Raw genomic sequence first — 19,155 nt, 5'->3', positions numbered from 1 at the left:
ATCTTTAGGGAATAAATCCCCAAAAGAATATATGCCTAGGTTTGATGAAGAATTTAAATTCTTCATCAAACCTGAACTAAATAATAACTATTTATCGAATTTTAAGGTGTCCTAAAAAGGGGAAGCCTACAGAAAAACCGCTTAAAAGCGGTTTAACAGAATGAGATTTCTATAAATTAAAGTCTTGTGCAACGGTTACCGGTGTTAGCACCTGTTTTTTTTATAAACTATAATTAATATAATAGTTGAAATTACTATAACAAATAAACCAGGTCGAATTTCAAAAGCTCGCCTAAAGCTCCAACCAAATAATCCGATTAGGTATAAGGATAAACATATAACTTGAATTATTATATATTTCATTTTGTTTTTAATAAATCCCAGTGAATTTATTATAACTGTTAATCCTACAGTAATAGCACTTATACTTAAAAACCAATTGTAAAAGTGATAATCATTCAAGTAAGTATGTCCATTCCAACCATCATATTTTGTGTAAATCTTTTCGAACCCTGAGTATCCTCTTGAAATCCGTATCCATACTGTAAAAGAACTTATGATTATTGCCAATGTTAAAAAAATTGACCCAATCAAGTTTTTATCTAATTGGAATTTTTTTTCATTTTCGATCATTTCTATTTCTAAAACATCAAAGATTAAGCGAAGCGTTTTATTTCTAGGATTTGTTTCATTATTTTCTATACGCTGAATTGTTCTTAAATTTACTTTCGAAGATTCCGCTAGATTTTCTTGGGATAAACCTTTTTTTAAGCGCACTTCTTTGATTTTTTCTCCGATTTTTCTCATTATTTACTATTTTTATTTTGGAGCTAAAATATTTAAAGATTATTAATTTTATAGCGGCTTATTGACGACATTCTTACGGCATTCACTGAATTTTATGATTATAGGTACATTCAAGGTGATAACGGTCTCGTATAACCGTCAGTTACGGGTTAATATGCGTTAATTTTCGGTTTGGCACTGACGCTCGCAATTCCGAGTGGATTCGGACGTAGTCGAATCCGCCGTAATTGCGGTTATACATTGTTGGCAACAGTTTTTTATTCATAATATTCATATTGATATTCTTCTTCTCGTATCAAATTTCCAGCTCTGTCTTTAGAAATAACTTTCATTAATAGTCCATTAGAATATTCATAATTACTTTGACTAAGTACAGTTCCTTTTTTGTCGGTCTTAGTGGTTTTTAAAATCTGACCGATTTTGTTCCGTTCATATTGAAAAATGATTGAATCTAGATTTTGATAAACAAATTCACCATTTTTATACTTGTACTTCAGTTCGTTATCAGCGCTAAATCCAAAGACCATTTTCCCTTTCTTTTTATAGAAGGATTCTATTTCGTTGTCAATATTGGTGACCTTACTTATTCGATTTTTTTTTTAATGGTAGAATTGGGATTCCTCTAATAAAAAGTCAGTTGAGTTTGAACTTTTATAAAAGTCACGACTTTTTATAAGTCTGTTGTCAGAATCATATTCGTATTCGGTAAGGTCTTGGTCGTTTTCGTCTAACCAAGTCCATTCAGTTCTAATAGTTTGATGGTTGTCATTATACTTATAATTTACTTCCCAGGCTGTTGTTGAGTCATCATAAAATTCTTTTTCCCAGACTATATCTCAATTTTCTGCGAAATTTTGAACTAGCTCAACATAGTTTTCTTTGACATCTCCATTTTTGTCAAATTCCTTAGTAAGAACTTTTAATGACTTTACTTTATTATTCCTAAAAATTTCGTGGTACGAATTATCCAAATCATAGAAATCCTTTTCCTGTCCAAAAGACAAAATTGGAATTAAAAGAAGTAATATGAAATTTAGTGTTTGGTTCATTCAAATTGTTGCCAACTCCTTATATCCAAACAAATATACTTGTTTACAGAAGTGATTTACGGGATATCAGAACTTTTTTGTGCTGATAATAAGGGCTTTTATTAAAATAGAAAAACCACTAAAGAGCGGTTTTTTTAATACTTTATTTAAGATTGCCACTTTTATTTCCCGGGAAACTCTGCTTTTCGCTTCTCTAGAAATGCTGAAGTTCCTTCTTTAAAATCTTCAGTACCAAAAGAAGCACCAAAACCTTCAATCTCTACATCGTAGCCGTTAACACCTGCTTTAAAACCTGCGTTAACTGCTGTTATGGCTGTAGCAATCGCAACGCCTGAGTTATCTAAAATCTTAGCCGCTAATTTTTCTGCGTGAGACATTAGCTCTTCTTGCATTGTTACATGATTCACAAGACCATATTGTAATGCTTGATCTGCATTAATCATACTGGCAGTCATAATCATTTCAAAAGCGCGGCCTTTACCTACCAGCTGCGGTAAACGCTGTGTGCCCCCATAACCCGGTATTAAACCCAGCGAAGTTTCCGGCAGACCCATTCGTGCATTATCACTGGCAATACGTATGTGAGCTGCCATTGCTAATTCTAGACCGCCACCTAATGCAAAACCGTTAATTGCAGCAATTACCGGTGTACTTAGGTTTTCGATAAAGTCAAATAATAATTTCTGACCTTTACGTGCTAAAAGAGCGCCTTGCTCTTCTTCAAAATCTGAAAACTCACTAATATCTGCGCCGGCAACAAATGCTTTTTCTCCGCTTCCGGTTAAGATGATTACTCCAATATTAGGATCGCTATCAGCTTCTGCAAACGCGTCGTGCAATTCCTGAATGGTTTCTTTATTAAGTGCGTTTAATTTTTTTGGTCTGTTTATGGTTATGATAGCCAATTGATCATCGACTTCATAAATAAGATTTTCAAAATTCATGATTATACTATTTAGTTTTTAGACAATTGCCTGCGGAAAAGACACTTTAAAAACAGTTCCTCGTTCCGCTTTAGAAGTAAAGGTAATGGTTCCGTTATAGGTTTCCACGATATTTTTAACCATCGCCAGTCCTAGTCCCATTCCACTTGATTTTGTGGTGAATTTAGGTTCAAAAACTTTTTCTGCAAGATCTTCTGAAATACCATGACCATTATCGCAAACCAGAATACATACCATACCGTCTTCCCGCTTTACCTCAACCCGTATTTTAGGATCTGGAGTATCTTCGGTCGCCTGAGTAGCATTTTTAACAAGATTTGTAATCACCCGAATCAACTGGGTACGATCAAATTTTGCGGTAATCTCTTCTTCTTCCGAAACAAAAGTCAAATAGGGTTCTGTAAAAATATCGAGCGCCAGCTTAGTTACAAAAACCACATTCAACGTTTCATTTTGCTGCGCAGGCATTTTAGCGAAGTTAGAAAAAGCCTCTGCTATAGAACTCATCGTGTCTATCTGCTGAATCAAGGTTTTGCTGTACTCATCTAACTTTTTGTGAATATCAGGGTCTTCAGGATCAAATCTGCGTTGAAAACTTTGTACGGTTAAGCGCATAGGTGTCAACGGATTTTTAATCTCGTGTGCTACCTGTTTTGCCATCTCCCGCCAGGCTGCCTCCCGCTCGCTTTGTGCAAGTTGCGCAGCAGAGTTTTCGAGTTCGTCTATCATCCCATTATAAGACTGCACCAGGTTGTTAATCTCTTCACTGGCATCATCAATCTCAATACGCTGATTGCGTTTATCGAGACGTGTCTCAATCATTTTATCACCTATGGTTTTTAAGCTACGTGTAATGTAACGCGATAGAAAATAGGATAAGGCTGTAGCAATAAGCAGCATAAACAAATAGCCTTCTGCAAGTCTACGCAGAAACTCATCGAGCTCGCGGGTTATAAAATCATCATCCTGTATATAGGGTAGATTCATTATCGCAAGCGGCTTAAATTTATTGTCGTTTATGTAGGTGTATGACGAAGTATATTTTACACCGTCTATCTCTAATTGCTCGACCCATCGTTTTGTGGGAGAATTAGCTAAACCGTCTAAAATTTTAGGTGTGAGCGCTGTTTCTAAGGTGTCTGAAACAAAGCCGTCTTTAGACTTTAATAAAAGGTGTCCTTTTAGATCGTAGATATTAATAGGCAACTCGTGAACATCTGCAATGCGGTATATGTTCTGTTGCCATCTTAAAATATTAGGGAGGTTATTTGCGGTTATCTCATAAGAAGTCTGGTCCAGAACGTAATCTATCTCTGCTCTAATCTGATCTTCTTTGCGCAACAAACGATCTCGGTGATACTCTTTTGCTTCCTCTTTGTATTGTACAACACTAATAATCCCAATGAGAATCGAAGCTCCCAGAATGAGGAAAACCATCCCAAAAAAGATGCGCAGGCGTAACGAAAGCTTGTTAAATTTCATGGGTTAGAAGGTATCAAAAATCGCGCCGTCAGGCGTTAGGGTTTTTTTCGCGTATGCTTTTATATAGTTTTATTCCTAGCATAAGAAGTATCGCAAGCGTTAATAGCCCTGCTAAACCCCAAATCCAGTTGGTTGCACTTTTTGTTATTACTAAAAATACTACGGCAAAGAGAATAAGTGTAGGACCCTCATTCCAGATGCGCATAAATTTTGTGGTATACTTAAAATTACCGGCTTGCAACTGCTTATAAATCTGATGATTTTTGAAATGATATGCAAACAGTAAAACCACAAACCCCAGTTTAATTTGCATCCACGGAAGCTCTAAAAGTCCCGGGCTAATATGTAACATTCCGAATGCAAAAATACTTGCTAAAATCATCGAAGGCCAGGTTATAATCTTCCAAAGGCGCTTAGTCATCAAGGCAAGTTGATCACCTAAAATACTACGATCTGGTTCCTGTTTTTCTGAAGCTTCAATCTGATACATAAACAACCGCGGCACATAAAAAAGTCCCGCAAACCAGGTTACTATAAAAATAAGATGCAGGGATTTTAGGTAATTGTAGTATTCCATAGGGTAAAAATAAACCTAATATATCGTTGAATAAAAAAGGGGAGCATCAAAATAGCTATAAACTAAACTGAACCACCCCTCATTTTATTCAAAATTACTTCCCCATCATTTAAAGGAGGAAGTTCTCAAAAACTAATCTTCCTGTATAAATAAATAATTTAATTGCATCGCATTGAAATCTGCGTTAAAGGCAGTCACTTCATCGCTTACAAGCTTATCAAACCTCGTTAACTGGGTGTTTATTTGCTGAGTAAGTTCGTTTTTAACTGCAATATCCTGATCTGTTGGTGCAAAATCACCCATACTTACCAGCGAATTTAAATGCGCCAGTTTATTTGTTAATCTAATCGGGAAATTTAAAGGATCCTGACCGCTTCGGTTTTTAGTTTGGTACAATGCCTTCTCAATCTCTTCAAGATCTTCACGCAGCTTTTTAGACTTGTCTCGTAAATCTTTAGTAGATGCGTTATCTTTATACTGCTTCTCAAAAGCGCTTAACTGACTGTTGATATTACGTATTTTCTTGATGCTTTGATGTGCTCGATCTACTGTTGAATTAACATCACTAATAAAATCAAACTGTGCCTGCATATCTGCTAATGTAGATTCGCTTCTTGGGTCTGCAACTACTTTATAAGGCGCACTATAATCTGTACCATTTACATTTAGTTTTACGGTGTAATTTCCAGGAATTTGCTTGGGACCTTCTGTACTTGCCCACCATAAGATCATACCATCAAGACGTTCTGCACCTTTGTAAGTCATATCCCAGTTAAATTGATTAGCTCCTTTATCTACTTCAAGCTTATCTTTTTTTGCCGTGTTGTTGTACGACTTAATAGTATCATTTTTAGCATCAAAATAGGTAAGCGTAATGCTGTCTTTTTTTGCATCATATTCCGGTAAATAAAAATAAGTTATGACTCCTTCCGGGTGATTTGTTCCTGAGTCGTTAGCATTTTTACGACTTCCGCCATCCATTCTATAGGTATCTTTGGGCTTAAATAATTTTACAGCATCAGTTTTTGAAGAACTATTCAACTGGTGTAAAACACTCAAGTCATCAATAATATACAGACTTCTACCCTGTGTTGCGACAATGAGGTTATTGTCTTTTAAGGCTAAGTCTGTAATAGGAACTATAGGTAAGTTTAACTGAAACGGTTTCCAGTTTGCGCCTGCATCAAATGAAATATACATTCCGGTTTCGGTACCGGCGTATAATAATCCTTTCTGCTCGGGATCTTCTCTAACTACACGTGTAAAGTGTTCTCCAGCAATGCCGTTTGTGATTTTTTTCCAGGTTTTTCCGTAGTCTGTGGTTTTGTATAAATACGGAGCAAAATCACCGGTCTTATATTTAGTACCTGCGATGTAGCACGTGCCTTCTTCAAAATAGCTTGGTTCAATACTGTTTATCATCATCCACTCTGGCATTCCTTTAGGCGTGACATTCTCCCAATTTGCACCGCCGTCACGACTTACATGAACTAAACCATCATCACTACCGGTCCATAAGAGGCCCTCTTTTATAGGGCTTTCATTAGCGGCAAAAATGGTACAGTAATATTCTACCGAAGTATTATCCTGTGTGATAGGGCCACCCGAAGATTTCTGTTTTGATTTATCATCTGTAGTTAAATCTGGACTAATAACTTCCCAGCTTTGACCTTCGTTTGTGGTCTTATGCACTCTGTTGCTATACGTATATAAAACATCTGGATTGTGACGCGAAAACATAATCGGGAAATTCCACTGAAAACGATATTTCATATCTTCTGCACCGTGCCCCATAGGGTTATCTGGCCATACAGAAACCGAGCGTACACTGTTATTTTTATGATTTACACGAGTTAGAAACCCATCATAACTACCACCATAAACAATATCAGCATCTTCAGGATCTACAGCAATGTGTGCAGATTCTCCTCCTGCAGTCTCATCCCAATCGTCTTCACCTATACTATAACCATCTGTTCGGTGCGGGATACGTACCGTAGAGTTGTCTTGCTGCGCCGCATAAATATGATATGGAAACTGATTGTCTGTCGTAACTCTATAGAATTGTGCGGTAGGTTGATTGTGATAGGTACTCCAGGTTTCACCGCCATCATAAGTTACCTGAGCGCCACCATCATCACCCATAATCATACGTGTAGGATCTTCTGGGGCGATCCATAAATCGTGATGATCGCCATGCGGTGCATTATTACTTTCAAATGATTTACCGCCATCTGTACTTTTGTGATAACTCACATTAAGTACATACACCACATCCTCATCCTGAGTATCTGCATATACTTTTGTGTAATACCAGGCACGCTGTCTAATATTGCGATCGTCGTTAATCATAGACCAGTTTTCACCACCGTCTTCACTGCGATACAAACCCCCTTTTTCTTTATTTTCTACGATAGCAAAAACCCGTTCAGAATTTACCGGAGAAACTGCAACTCCTATAATCCCTAAAGTATCTGTGGGAAAGCCTTTATTTGCTGATATTTCTTTCCAGGTAGAACCACTGTCTGTACTTTTCCAAAGGGCAGATCCTGCACCTCCACTGGTAAAATCGTAGGGTGTTCTGCGCGCATGCCAGGTTGAAGCATATAAAATACGCGGATTATTAGGATCGAAAGTTAAATCAATTGCTCCCGAGTCTTCATTTGCAAAAAGAACTTTAGACCAGTTTGCACCGCCATCTGTAGATTTATAAACACCGCGTTCTTGTGTAGGTTTATAAATATCTCCCAATACAGCAGCATACACGATATCTGGGTTAGTAGGGTGAATACGTATTTTTGAAATATGCCTGCTTTTTGGTAAGCCAGCTTGTTGCCAGGTTTTACCGGCATCTGTAGTCTTCCACATTCCGTAGCCAGAAGAAACGTTTCCGCGTAGCGTATTTTCTCCTCCACCTACATAAATAATATTAGGATCACTGGTAGCAACTTCTACAGCGCCAATACTTCCGCCAAAAAAACCATCTGAAATATTATCCCAGCTACGGCCGCCGTCTTTTGTACGCCACACTCCGCCACCTGTTGCCCCAAAATAAAATAAATTAGGCTTACCAGGAACACCGGTGACAGCCGCACTACGCCCACCTCTAAAAGGGCCTATAAGTCTATATTCTAAAGCATCGTAAAGTGATTCATCTATATCCTGAGCCTGTGTAGCAAAGGTTGAAATAAAGAGTGTTAGGCAAAAAGCTCTGAGTAAAAGTGATCGCATATTTTTAAAACTTAGTTTGTAGCTAACTAAAATACGCAATCGCATCAATACATGCGAGAAGCCTTACAATTTTGTACGTGTTTCCCGCCACAGAAAGTAAGCGGTGACGATTGTAGATAGCACGTCTGCTATGGGAAACGAGATCCACACGCCCAATTCTCCAAAATAATTGGGCAAGATGAGTACCAGCGGAATAAAGAAAAAACCCTGCCTGGTTAACGTAAGTAAGAGTGCAGGAATCGCTTTACCTATCGCCTGATAGTAAGCCGAACCTATTAACTGAATGCCTATTACCGGCACAGCCGCAAAAACCCAACGCATAGCATTAGGTGTATCTCTTAAAACAGCAGCATCTTGTGTAAAAACCGAAACGATAGCTTCGGGAAAAATCATAATTAGCGCAAAAATTAAAAGTGCAACACCACAAGCGTATGTTATTGCGAGCTTTATACTTTCGCGTACGCGGTTATAATTTTTTGCCCCAAAATTATATCCGGCAATTGGAAGAAATCCCTGAGTTACCCCAAGCACTGGAAACAAGGCAAACATAAGCATACGACCTATTATTCCATAAACTGTAACAGATGCTTCGCCGCCAAGGTCAAACAGAATATTATTCATCAACAAATAGGTAACACTTACCACTGCCTGTCTCGCTAGTGTTACAAAACCCAAAGCAGACATCTCCTTAAGTATAGGCCAGTCGAGGCCAAAATGGCTGATATCTATTTTTAATTCTGAATGATCACTTAAAAAATACCAAACGATATAGAGAAAACAACAGATATAAGAAGCTGTAGTTGCCCAGGCTGCGCCAGCCATCCCCATATCTAGCATATTGATTAAAATATAATCGAGGATTAGATTCCCCAATGAAGGGATAATCATTGCGATCATAGCAAATTTAGGCTTCCCCTCTGCTCTAATAACGTTGTTACCCATCATCGAAAGCGCCAGAACCGGCACACCATAAAGAACAATACGGTAATACACTTTAGCAGGCTCAAAGATTTCTCCTTTACCCCCAAAAGCGGGAATAAGTTCGTTTATAAAAACCAACCCCAAAACAACCATTCCTACAGTGAGCAACACGGTTATGGTAATTTGGTTTCCGAAGGTTTTAAATGCTTTAGCTTTATTGTTTGCTCCTAACGCTCTTGAGATAATTGAAGAACCGCCTATCCCTATTGCCATTCCTAAAGCGGCTATAAAGAACGATACCGGAAGAACAACATTAATAGCGGCGATTGCGATACTGCCTATCCAGTTACCCACAAAAATGGTGTCTACCAGGATATTGAGCGACATTACCAGAATACCTATTGAAGCCGGTAATGCTTGTTTTATAAGCAAGGTACTTATGGGTTCTGTACCTAAAACTTCAGATCTGTTTGGCTTTAACAAAAACGTATGTATTTAAATGAAAATTCCCCCAATTAAGAATTGAGGGAATTAAATTATGCTATTGCTTTAGAGGGTTCTACTAGTGCCCAGTCATTTATCCAGGTGGCGACTACGTGTGCCCAGTCATCACGATCATTTAAACAAGGTATGGTTGTGAATTCTTTACCGCCCATCTCGTGAAAGATCTCTTCCCCTTCCATCGCGATTTCTTCTAAAGTCTCCAAACAGTCGCTTACAAATGCCGGAGTAACAATTGCCATTTTCTTTAAACCTTCTTTACCAAAACGTTCTATTGTACGATCTGTGTACGGTTGTAACCACGGGTCAAAACCTAAACGGGATTGAAACGAAGTAAAATAAGTTCCTTCTTTTAAATTTAACTTTTCGGCTACCTGACGTGTGGTCTCGTAGCATTGATGGCGGTAGCAAAATTGATGTGCCGCAGATGGCGTTTTACAGCAAGAACCATCTATTTTACAATGGCTTTTAGTAACATCATTTTTACGTATGTGTCGCTCAGGAACCCCATGATAACTAAACACAAGCATCTCATAATCGAGGTCTGTAATTTTTTCTTCTATGCTACGCGAAAGCACTTCAATATATTCGGGTTTGTTATAAAACGCCGGAATATCAGAGAATCGCATGTTCGGGAAATGCGCTGCACGCAATTCTTCAGCTAATACTAAAATAGTCTCAGTGGTTGCCATCGCAAATTGCGGATATAACGGCAGAATTAATACCTCATCAACACCCTGATCATTAAGCTCCTGTAATCCCTGCATCATAGACGGGCTTCCGTAGCGCATAGCTAATACAACAGGCACGTCAACTTTATCGGCGACTTTCTCCTGAAGCATTTCACTTAAAACGATGAGCGGAGACCCTTTTTCCCACCAGATTTTAGAATAGGCTTCAGCAGATTTTTTAGGACGTGTATTTAGGATAATCCCTTTCACTAGAAGGGTGCGTGCCCACAAAGGGAAATCAATCACGCGTTTATCCATCAAAAACTGCCCAAGGTACTTTTTTACGTCTTTAGGGTCTGTACTATCTGGGGATCCCAGATTAACCATAAGTACTCCTTTTTTCATTTTCTTTTTTTTGATTTACAAAACTACGACTTATCCACTTTTTAAAACCGAAAAGCTATAAGGGTTGTTAGGTGGTGTATTGATGTTTTCTATTGGTTAGAATAACTAATTAACCATTTCATTACATCTTCTAAATGCTGTCTAAATTGAGGTTCTGTGTATGATTCGTCAGTATGACCTCCTCCCGTGTAATACATTTCACCTTCCCCTACTTTATGAAACCAGGCATGCGGGTGGTACTCCCCATTTTTACCGCCTTTGTAAGAAGACTCGTCAAGTGTTAGCGTTACATGAACATTTGGATTCAGGTTTTTAAAATTGTACCACTCATCTACACGCTCAAAAGACTCCGGAAATGCTTTGACCGTCTTATGATTTTCTATTTTTTTTATACGGGCTTTTTGAGTTTCAGGATGGCTTAAAAAATAGCCTCCTATAAATTCCCCATACCAGGGCCAGTCATATTCGGTATCAGATGCTGCATGAATACCAAAGAATTTTCCGCCGGTTTCCATATAATTCTGAAAAGCTACCTGTTGTTCTTCTCCAAGAATATCACCGGTTGTGCTTAGAAAAACTATTAAATCAAAGTTTTTTAAATTTTCAGAATTAAATATTAATGAATCTTCTGAGTGCTGAACTGCCCAGTGATTTTCTGAAGCTATTTCTTTTAACGCAGTAACTCCGGGTTCTATTGAGGCATGTCTAAAACCATTAGTCTTTGTAAAAACCAGCACATTTTTTTTGGTCAGAAAAACACCATTTTTAGTCGAATTACAACTTAAAATCAATGAGGAAAGGAAAACTAGTAATAAAAGATTTTTCATAAAATTAGTTTAGAGATTGAATGTATTTTTTAGGCGTTGTACCGTATTGTTTTTTAAAGGCTGCTATAAAATGACTGGCGGTACTGTACCCTATTTTTAAACCTACCTCGTTTACATTATGCGAACCGGAAGCAAGTAATTGCCGGGCGACTTCCATCTTATAATCAAACAAAAAGCTGTAAACCGAGTCACCATAGATTTGCTTAAAACCTTCCTTAAGTTTATTAATACTTAAGTTAATCTCATCTGCAAGTTCTTGTAGGGAGGGTGGCTCTGCCATACGCGCGATGATAATATCTTTTGCTCGTTTTATTTTTGCGACATTATCTTCATCAACCAGAAACGGACATTGCTCTGTATCTGCTTCAGATGGCCGGTTAAAATACAAGCTCAACAACTCGTAAGCCTTTCCTTTAAAATACAAAGCCTTGATTGAAGGATGCAGATTGTAATTCATTAACTGATTTAAAACTATCGCCATAGATGGTGAGATGTTTCCATCTTTATAGTATTTACGATCTCGATTTTCATCACTTAAAAAGGTAATAAAATCTGCTTCCCGAGAAAAAAGAGAATGAAATTTTTTAATTGATATAAAAACCGAAATCACCCAGCTGTCTGGGGTAATCTCAAGATTTATGGGTAAATCTCGCTGCGGATTGTACAATAATAAAGAATGCTCCTCTCCTAGCGGAAGTTTATAATTACCCTCATTAAATTGAAATACAGAAGATCCTTTTGCACAAAAGTGAAATTGTATATAACTGCTGTCAACCTCACGCGTTATTAATTGATTTTCAGAAGTATCGTTATTAAATTTCAGAATAAAGAAGCCATCTTCAATATTGGTTTCACTATATAAACCTAGAGCGTTATTTTTTAAAGCTTCCATATTCTAAAAAAGGGTTTTTATTTAGATTTGTTCTAAACAAAAGGCTTCGCTAATGCTTAAAATACGTCACTAAATTAGGGCATTTTGAGGATTTTACGATCAAAAACAGGTTTTTATTCGGGTATCGTTAAAAATGATACGTCTAGCGTTACTTTTTAAACAATCTGCGGAATACTTTTGCCAGCGATATTATGAATACAAACGGCAAACGACATTTTTATCCGGCTTATCCCGGTGATTTTTTCGCCATTGGCTTAAGCTATTTAAAAGCAGATGCTGAGACGCGCGGTCATTTTAGTGTAGATACGGTAGTACAAGAACGCATTTTAGAACGTGCCCGTGAAGAAGGCATAGAAGGTCTAAGTATTATTTCTACGTGCAACCGCACTGAGCTATATGGTTTTGCTCAAGAACCGCTAGATCTTGTAAAATTACTTTGTGAACATACGCAGGGAACGATTCAGGAATTTGAAAAGGTTTCTTATTCTTATAAAAATGAAGAGGCGGTAGACCATCTTTTTAAAGTAGGAACCGGTTTAGACAGTCAGATTTTAGGCGATTTTGAAATCATCAGTCAGTTAAAAAATGGTTTTCGCAGAGCAAAAAAGTTAAAACTGGTTAATCCGTTTATGGAGCGTTTAGTAAACTCTGTAATACAAGCCAGTAAGCGTATAAAAAACGAAACCAACATTTCTAGTGGAGCAACATCGGTAAGTTTTGCTTCGGTACAATATATTTTATCTCGTGTTCCTTTTATTTCAGAAAAGAATATTTTGCTTTTTGGTACGGGTAAAATAGGGCGTAATACCTGTGAAAATCTCGTAAAGCATACGCGCAATGAAAACATTACGCTTATAAACCGCACCAAAGACAAAGCCGAAAAAATAGCAGGAAAATTTAATCTTATCGTTAAAGATTATGCAGATATACAATCTGAAATTGCTACAGCTGATGTTCTTATCGTAGCAACGGGAGCACAAAAACCTACAATTTCTAAAGAGCTTTTATATACTAAAAAACCTTTACTTATTCTTGATTTGAGCATTCCTAAAAATGTGCATCAAAATGTTGAAGAAGTTGAAGGTGTCACTTTAGTTCACTTAGACCAACTTTCACAAATAACTAACGATACTTTAAATCGTCGTAAAAAGCAGTTGCCACAGGCAATGGCTATAAATAAAGAAATACAAGACGAATTTTACGAGTGGCTTACGACACGCCAGTTTGCGCCTACTATTAAAGCGCTTAAGATGAAACTTGCCCATATGAAAGATGGCGAGATTGACAATCAACGTCGTAAAATCGCAAACTTTAATGAAGAGCAAGCTGAAATTATCAGCGAGCGCATTATTCAAAAAATTACTACTCAGTTTGCTAAACACTTAAAAACCGAAGACATTTCTCATTCCGGAAGTCTGGAGTTAATTCAAAAAGTGTTCAAACTTCAAAATAATTAAGTTTTGGCAAAAACGATACGCATAGGTACCCGCGATAGCGAATTAGCGCTCTGGCAGGCACATACTGTACAGCATAAATTAGAGGCTCTAGGCTATAAAACCGAACTCATATCGGTTAAATCTACCGGCGATCTTATTCTTGACAAACCCTTATATGAACTAGGCATTACTGGTATTTTTACAAAGACTCTTGATGTTGCAATGATTAATGGTACCGTAGATATCGCCGTTCACTCGATGAAAGATGTACCTACACAATTGCCTAAAGGAATCATTCAGGGAGCTGTCTTAGAACGTGCTGCCAGTGAAGATATTTTTGTTTTTAAAGATGGCAAAAGTACTGCAGATTTTGAATCAACTGTTACTATTGCTACAGGTAGTTTACGGCGTAAAGCACAGTGGTTAAATAAATATCCACACCATCAGGTAGTTGACTTACGGGGTAATGTAAATACCAGACTTCAAAAAGTAGCAGATAACGACTGGGCAGGTGCTGTTTTTGCAAAAGCAGGTTTAGAGCGTATAAACTTAAAGCCCGAAAATCATATCGTACTCGACTGGATGTTACCTGCACCGGCACAAGGCGCGATGGTAATTGCGGTAATGCAAAACGACTCGTATTGCAAAGAAGCCTGCGCCCACCTTAATCATAAAAACTCTGAACTAGTAACTCATGTAGAACGTGAGTTTCTAAGAACTTTAGAAGGCGGCTGTACGGCACCTATAGGTGCTTATGCAGAAATTAAAGAGAAGCGTATTCATTTTAAAGGAGTTCTCTTTAGTCTAGACGGAACTCAAAAAATGGAAATTGAAGAGAGCGTTCCGGTTTCTGAATGTCAAAACTTTGGGACTCTTTGCGCACTTAAAATACTTGAGAGTGGTGGTCGCGAGTTGATGGAGTCCATTAAAAAAGAGTTGTAATACCCCCTACTCTGATGAAATCTATACTCTCCACAAAAAAAATAACCTCTTCTCAAAAGAATTTAATTCTGGGAGCTGGTCTTTCTGTGGTTGAATATGATGCTATACAGATTGAGTATGTAGATTTTGAACTTCCTGATACTCTTGAAAATCTAATCTTTACAAGTAAAAATGCCGTAAACGCATTTTTGAACAAAATGAGTAAAGAACTAAAAGAGTCCTCAGGCTTCAAAAGCCTCCATTCCCTGAATGCAAAAAAGTTAGAAGTGCAAGATTACAAGTGCTTTTGCGTAGGACCCAAAACCGAAGCTTTACTTTTAGAAAATGGCTTCAAAGTGATCAACGCTGCAGATAATGCTAAGGAATTAGGTGATTTTATTGTGGATGCCTATAAAAAGGAGCGATTTATCTTCTTTTGTGGGGAAAGCAGAAGAGCAGAGTTACCTCAAATTTTTAAAGAATATAACGTAGATTTTGAAGAAATTGAGGTTTACAAAACTCGTTTAAATACAAAGATATTTAGACAGCATTTTGACGCTACACTTTTTTTTAGTCCGAGTGGCGTGCAAAGTTTTATGAATCAAAATACATTAGAAAATACACTTGCTGTTTGCATAGGGGAAACCACTGCAACCGAAGCAAAAAAACATACAACAAACTATACCACTGCAAATGCAACTACCATTGAGAGTGTAATTGCCAGAGCAGTAAAAGCACTTAGCTAATAACCACCCGGGCATGCTCGGGATGACTTAGAACTTATGATTAAGAACGACTTATTTTTAAAGGCATTAAAAGGAGAGACTGTTGAACGACCACCGGTATGGATGATGCGTCAGGCAGGAAGATACTTACCCGAATTTCAAGAAATAAAGGCCAAGTATGATTTTTTTACCCGTTGTCAAACTCCTGAATTGGCTAGTGAAATTACCGTTCAACCTATACGCCGTTATGGGATGGATGCTGCGATATTATTCAGTGATATTTTAGTAATTCCGCAGGCGATGAATATTCACGTAGAGATGAAACCAGGTGTTGGGCCGTGGTTGCCAGATCCTATTCGGTCTCAAAAAGATCTGGATCGAGTGATTGTGCCCGATATCAACGACACCCTGGGTTATGTGATGGATGCCATTAAAATGACTAAAGAAAAACTAAATGACGAGATTCCGTTAATTGGTTTTGCCGGCAGCCCATGGACACTTTTATGCTACTGCGTGCAGGGACAGGGTTCTAAGAATTTTGACATTGCTAAGGAGTTCTGTTTTACACAACCACTTGCTGCACACGAGTTGCTGCAGAAAATTACAGATACTACTATTCTTTATTTAAAAGAAAAAGTAAAAGCTGGTGTCAACGCGGTTCAGGTTTTTGACAGTTGGGGAGGTATGTTGTCTCCTGTAGATTATCAAGAATTTAGCTGGCAATACATGCAACAAATAATAGATGCGTTGAAAGACGAGATTCCGGTAATCGCATTTGGTAAAGGATGCTGGTTTGCACTGGGCGAAATGGCTAAAAGTGGCGCTTCGGCATTAGGAATTGATTGGACGTGTAGCGCACGCAACGCCCGTTATTTGACCGGAGGAAACATTACTTTACAGGGGAATTTTGACCCTACACGCCTGTTTTCGCCCCCGAGCGAAATAAAAAGAATGGTTACCGAAATGATTGATGCTTTTGGCAAAGACAAATATATTGTAAATCTGGGCCACGGTATTTTACCTAATATTCCGTTAGAAAATGCAGGCGCGTTTATTGAAGCTGTAAAAGAGTATAAAGCCGAACGATGAAATTCTGGGCTCGCTTAAAATCATTTGATGCCAATCAGCTTTTTAAGCTTGTCAAGTTATTTATTACAAAGCCTTTTTATATTAAACTGACATTGCAGGCAACGCAACATGCAGTACAGCTGGCAAATAGATATTATAGCAACACACATCATAAAAGCAATGCTGCAAATGCATTTAGACATGCATTATGGACAATTTTGTTAGCAAAAGCTGTTTATGATAAGACAGGTAATGAAGTAACTGCAAAAAACTGGGCGTTAAAAGTTACTACAGCGCACGAAAATATTGCAGTAAATAAACCGCTAGAACGCGCTATGGATTTGCACAACAACAATGTAGGCATCTCGATGCTGGCAGAATTGATAAATAAAAAAGAAGACGAAATTGTACTTTTATTAAAAAAGAAAGCACAGGAAGCACAGCAAATCTGTGAGCCGGAAGAGGTGGTAAATTTGGAAAATCAGCTTGTATACATTTCTGAAGAATGATAAAATCTATAGTTAAAGGACTTGCGGCTTACAAAGATTCTTTAAGTTTAATTAACAAATTAAACCTCTGGAAATACTTTGCAATCCCTATGGTAATAAGCTTTGTTACCGCTCTATTAATAGGGATTACGGCGTGGGGATTTTCTGATACTATAGGTGGTTTTGTATCTGGTTTATGGGTCTGGAGTTGGGGAGCAGAAACTATGGCGACCATTAGTAACCTAATAGGAGCTTTAGTAATCATAGCCTTGGGGCTTATGCTCTACAAACATTTAATAATGGCATTCTCGGCTCCTTTTATGAGCCCTGTTTCTGAAAAAATAGAAGCCTATTTACAGCCCGGAATTCATCAACATCGACATACTTCAAATGCAAGCCAACTTATACGCGGTATTCGTATAAATATGCGTAATCTGGGTTGGGAGTTACTTATGACGCTACCCTTATTGCTGTTAAGTTTAATTCCCGTCGTTGGCATAATCGCTACTTTTCTATTGTTCTTAACACAAGCCTATTACGCGGGTTTTGGAAATATGGATTATACATTAGAGCGCCATTTTAGCTACCGCGAAAGCGTTTCATTTGTAAAAGAACATCGAGGCTATGCAATAGGCAACGGAATTGTATTTATGCTTTTTCTTTTAATTCCTATCATAGGTATATTGCTGGTTTTGCCCATCTCGGTTACGGCGGCAAGCAAAACAACACTTACCCTTTTAGATAAAAAATAATGACCGAAGAAACTCAATTTGAAATTGCATTATTAAATGCTGAAGATGCCAAAGCGCTAAACCTTCTTTTAAAGGAAGATAATGACGCCTTTAAAGAATATTTTCCGATAACTTTAAGTGAGAACAAATCTCTTTCGGCAACAAAAGAATACATTTCCACAAAAGAAAAAGAAGCCGAAAATAAACTCGGTTTTACCTTTGCAATACATACTAAAATACACCCTGAGATTGCAGGTCTTGTGATTTTAAAAGAGATTGATCTTGAGAAAAAAGTAGCAGAATTTGCGTATTGTTTGAGTCCGCGGTTTCAAGGTAGAGGGTGGGTTTTGCAAGCCGTATCTCAAATAATTGATTTTGCTTTTGTAAACCATCAGATATCTACTTTTAAAATTATCACTCACAAAAGCAATGAGAAAAGTATAGCTGTAGCAACACACAACGGCTTTGTATGGGATAGCACCTTAGAAGAAGAGTTTAAAACAGAAGATAAAGAAGCTCAGGATATGGAGCTTTATATTTTAAAAAAATAAGAATAAGCAGTTACCCAATGAGAGAACAGTTTGTTAACTACATAAAGAATTTACAAGACACTATTACTTCAAAACTGGAAGCAATAGATGGTTCTGCAAAATTCAAAGAAGATAACTGGGTTCGCAAAGAAGGTGGCGGTGGCCGTACGCGTGTGCTTGAGAATGGCGCTGTAATAGAAAAAGGAGGCGTCAATATCTCTGAAGTACATGGTGCACTGGCTCCTGCTATGCAAAAATATTTTAATGTAAGCGATTGTGATTTTTTTGCCTGTGGACTGAGCCTGGTTATTCATCCTAGAAACCCATATGCACCCACCGTGCACGCAAACTGGCGTTATTTTGAAATGTATGAAAAAGACGGTACGCTGGTAGACTCGTGGTTTGGTGGCGGGCAAGATTTGACACCATATTACCTTTTTGAAGAGGATGCGATTCATTTTCATCAGACTTGTAAAACAGCCTGTGATGCACACGATCCAGACTTTCATAGTCATTATAAAGCACGCTGTGATGAGTATTTTTATAACAGCCACCGTGGCGAAGCCCGTGGTATAGGTGGTTTGTTTTTTGATTATTTAAAAGCTACCCCTGAACGCTCCATGCAAGACTGGTACAATTTTGTGACTGAAGTAGGTAATAGCTTTTTAGAAGCTTACGCTCCTATTTTAGAAAAAAGAAATGTCTTGCCATACGGCGAAAAAGAGCGAGACTGGCAGGAAGTACGTCGCGGTCGCTATGTAGAATTTAATCTGGTACACGATAAAGGAACGCTTTTTGGCCTTAAAACAAATGGGAGAATAGAAAGTATATTAATGAGCCTTCCTCCTAATGTGCAATGGCGCTACGACCATCATCCCGAGCCGGGTAGTGAAGAAGCAAAACTGGTAGAGGTTTTAGAAAACCCAAGAGACTGGGTGTAATTGTAATA

General features: G+C 37.8%; 18 protein-coding genes. 8 read left to right on the top strand and 10 right to left on the bottom strand.

The features are described 5' to 3' along the window. Window positions 1-204: 204 nt before the first annotated feature. From ACIGAM_RS03510 to ACIGAM_RS03465, 10 genes are all read right to left on the bottom strand, one after another. Entirely contained in the window at window positions 205-807 is a 603-nt protein-coding gene (locus tag ACIGAM_RS03510) for a helix-turn-helix domain-containing protein (protein ID WP_396510067.1), read from the bottom strand. Between the two features lie 257 nt (window positions 808-1,064). After that, window positions 1,065-1,334 (bottom strand): hypothetical protein, encoded by a 270-nt coding sequence (locus ACIGAM_RS03505; RefSeq protein ID WP_396510066.1) that lies wholly within the window; start codon window positions 1,332-1,334, stop codon window positions 1,065-1,067. Between the two features lie 683 nt (window positions 1,335-2,017). Further along, the gene (locus tag ACIGAM_RS03500) at window positions 2,018-2,800 is read right to left on the bottom strand and encodes an enoyl-CoA hydratase/isomerase family protein (RefSeq protein ID WP_396510065.1); all 783 of its coding nucleotides are present in this window, start codon (window positions 2,798-2,800) and stop codon (window positions 2,018-2,020) included. Between the two features lie 18 nt (window positions 2,801-2,818). Further along, window positions 2,819-4,282, bottom strand: a complete 1,464-nt coding sequence (locus tag ACIGAM_RS03495; protein ID WP_396510064.1) for an ATP-binding protein — start codon at window positions 4,280-4,282, stop codon at window positions 2,819-2,821. Window positions 4,283-4,310: 28 nt separating this feature from the next. Further along, the gene (locus ACIGAM_RS03490) at window positions 4,311-4,859 is read right to left on the bottom strand and encodes a CopD family protein (protein ID WP_396510063.1); all 549 of its coding nucleotides are present in this window, start codon (window positions 4,857-4,859) and stop codon (window positions 4,311-4,313) included. Window positions 4,860-4,991: 132 nt separating this feature from the next. After that, complete coding sequence (locus tag ACIGAM_RS03485; RefSeq protein WP_396510062.1) at window positions 4,992-8,090, bottom strand: glycosyl hydrolase; 3,099 nt, start codon at window positions 8,088-8,090, stop codon at window positions 4,992-4,994. Window positions 8,091-8,153: 63 nt separating this feature from the next. Then, window positions 8,154-9,494 carry an MATE family efflux transporter gene (locus ACIGAM_RS03480; RefSeq protein WP_396510061.1) on the bottom strand — a complete coding sequence of 447 codons (1,341 nt, stop codon included), beginning with the start codon at window positions 9,492-9,494 and terminating at the stop codon, window positions 8,154-8,156. Window positions 9,495-9,547: 53 nt separating this feature from the next. Next, window positions 9,548-10,588, bottom strand: coding sequence for a ferrochelatase (hemH, locus tag ACIGAM_RS03475; RefSeq protein WP_396510060.1), 1,041 nt, complete (start codon window positions 10,586-10,588; stop codon window positions 9,548-9,550). An 89-nt stretch (window positions 10,589-10,677) separates the two neighbouring features. Next, the gene (locus tag ACIGAM_RS03470; protein ID WP_396510059.1) at window positions 10,678-11,415 is read right to left on the bottom strand and encodes a ThuA domain-containing protein; all 738 of its coding nucleotides are present in this window, start codon (window positions 11,413-11,415) and stop codon (window positions 10,678-10,680) included. A 4-nt stretch (window positions 11,416-11,419) separates the two neighbouring features. Continuing rightward, window positions 11,420-12,307, bottom strand: coding sequence for a helix-turn-helix domain-containing protein (locus ACIGAM_RS03465; RefSeq protein WP_396510058.1), 888 nt, complete (start codon window positions 12,305-12,307; stop codon window positions 11,420-11,422). A gap of 191 nt (window positions 12,308-12,498) precedes the next feature. Between ACIGAM_RS03465 and hemA the strand changes: the two genes are divergently transcribed. Genes hemA through hemF form a run of 8 tightly spaced genes read left to right on the top strand, consistent with a single transcriptional unit; the run spans window position 12,499 to window position 19,147 of the window. Beyond that, window positions 12,499-13,764, top strand: a complete 1,266-nt coding sequence (gene hemA / locus ACIGAM_RS03460; protein WP_396510057.1) for a glutamyl-tRNA reductase — start codon at window positions 12,499-12,501, stop codon at window positions 13,762-13,764. 3 nt (window positions 13,765-13,767) lie between these two features. After that, window positions 13,768-14,685, top strand: a complete 918-nt coding sequence (hemC, locus tag ACIGAM_RS03455; RefSeq protein ID WP_396510056.1) for a hydroxymethylbilane synthase — start codon at window positions 13,768-13,770, stop codon at window positions 14,683-14,685. A 14-nt stretch (window positions 14,686-14,699) separates the two neighbouring features. After that, window positions 14,700-15,410, top strand: coding sequence for a uroporphyrinogen-III synthase (locus ACIGAM_RS03450; RefSeq protein WP_396510055.1), 711 nt, complete (start codon window positions 14,700-14,702; stop codon window positions 15,408-15,410). Window positions 15,411-15,446: 36 nt separating this feature from the next. Further along, window positions 15,447-16,478, top strand: coding sequence for a uroporphyrinogen decarboxylase (gene hemE, locus ACIGAM_RS03445; RefSeq protein WP_396510054.1), 1,032 nt, complete (start codon window positions 15,447-15,449; stop codon window positions 16,476-16,478). After that, window positions 16,475-16,966 carry a DUF6973 domain-containing protein gene (locus ACIGAM_RS03440; RefSeq protein ID WP_396510053.1) on the top strand — a complete coding sequence of 164 codons (492 nt, stop codon included), beginning with the start codon at window positions 16,475-16,477 and terminating at the stop codon, window positions 16,964-16,966. The genes hemE and ACIGAM_RS03440 overlap by 4 nt, the downstream gene beginning before the upstream one ends. Then, complete coding sequence (locus tag ACIGAM_RS03435; RefSeq protein ID WP_396510052.1) at window positions 16,963-17,697, top strand: EI24 domain-containing protein; 735 nt, start codon at window positions 16,963-16,965, stop codon at window positions 17,695-17,697. Before ACIGAM_RS03440 ends, ACIGAM_RS03435 begins: the two co-directional genes overlap by 4 nt. Next, on the top strand, window positions 17,697-18,227 hold the full coding sequence (locus tag ACIGAM_RS03430) for a GNAT family N-acetyltransferase (protein ID WP_396510051.1): 531 nt from the start codon (window positions 17,697-17,699) through the stop codon (window positions 18,225-18,227). Before ACIGAM_RS03435 ends, ACIGAM_RS03430 begins: the two co-directional genes overlap by 1 nt. Before the next feature lie 17 nt (window positions 18,228-18,244). Beyond that, complete coding sequence (hemF, locus tag ACIGAM_RS03425; RefSeq protein WP_396510050.1) at window positions 18,245-19,147, top strand: oxygen-dependent coproporphyrinogen oxidase; 903 nt, start codon at window positions 18,245-18,247, stop codon at window positions 19,145-19,147. The last annotated feature ends 8 nt before the right edge of the window (window positions 19,148-19,155 follow it).

It is taken from the genome of Leeuwenhoekiella sp. NPDC079379, assembly GCF_044542075.1.
GTDB lineage: Bacteria > Bacteroidota > Bacteroidia > Flavobacteriales > Flavobacteriaceae > Leeuwenhoekiella.
Note: the sequence above shows the minus strand (reverse complement) of the source record. Positions and strands in the feature narration are given on the sequence as shown.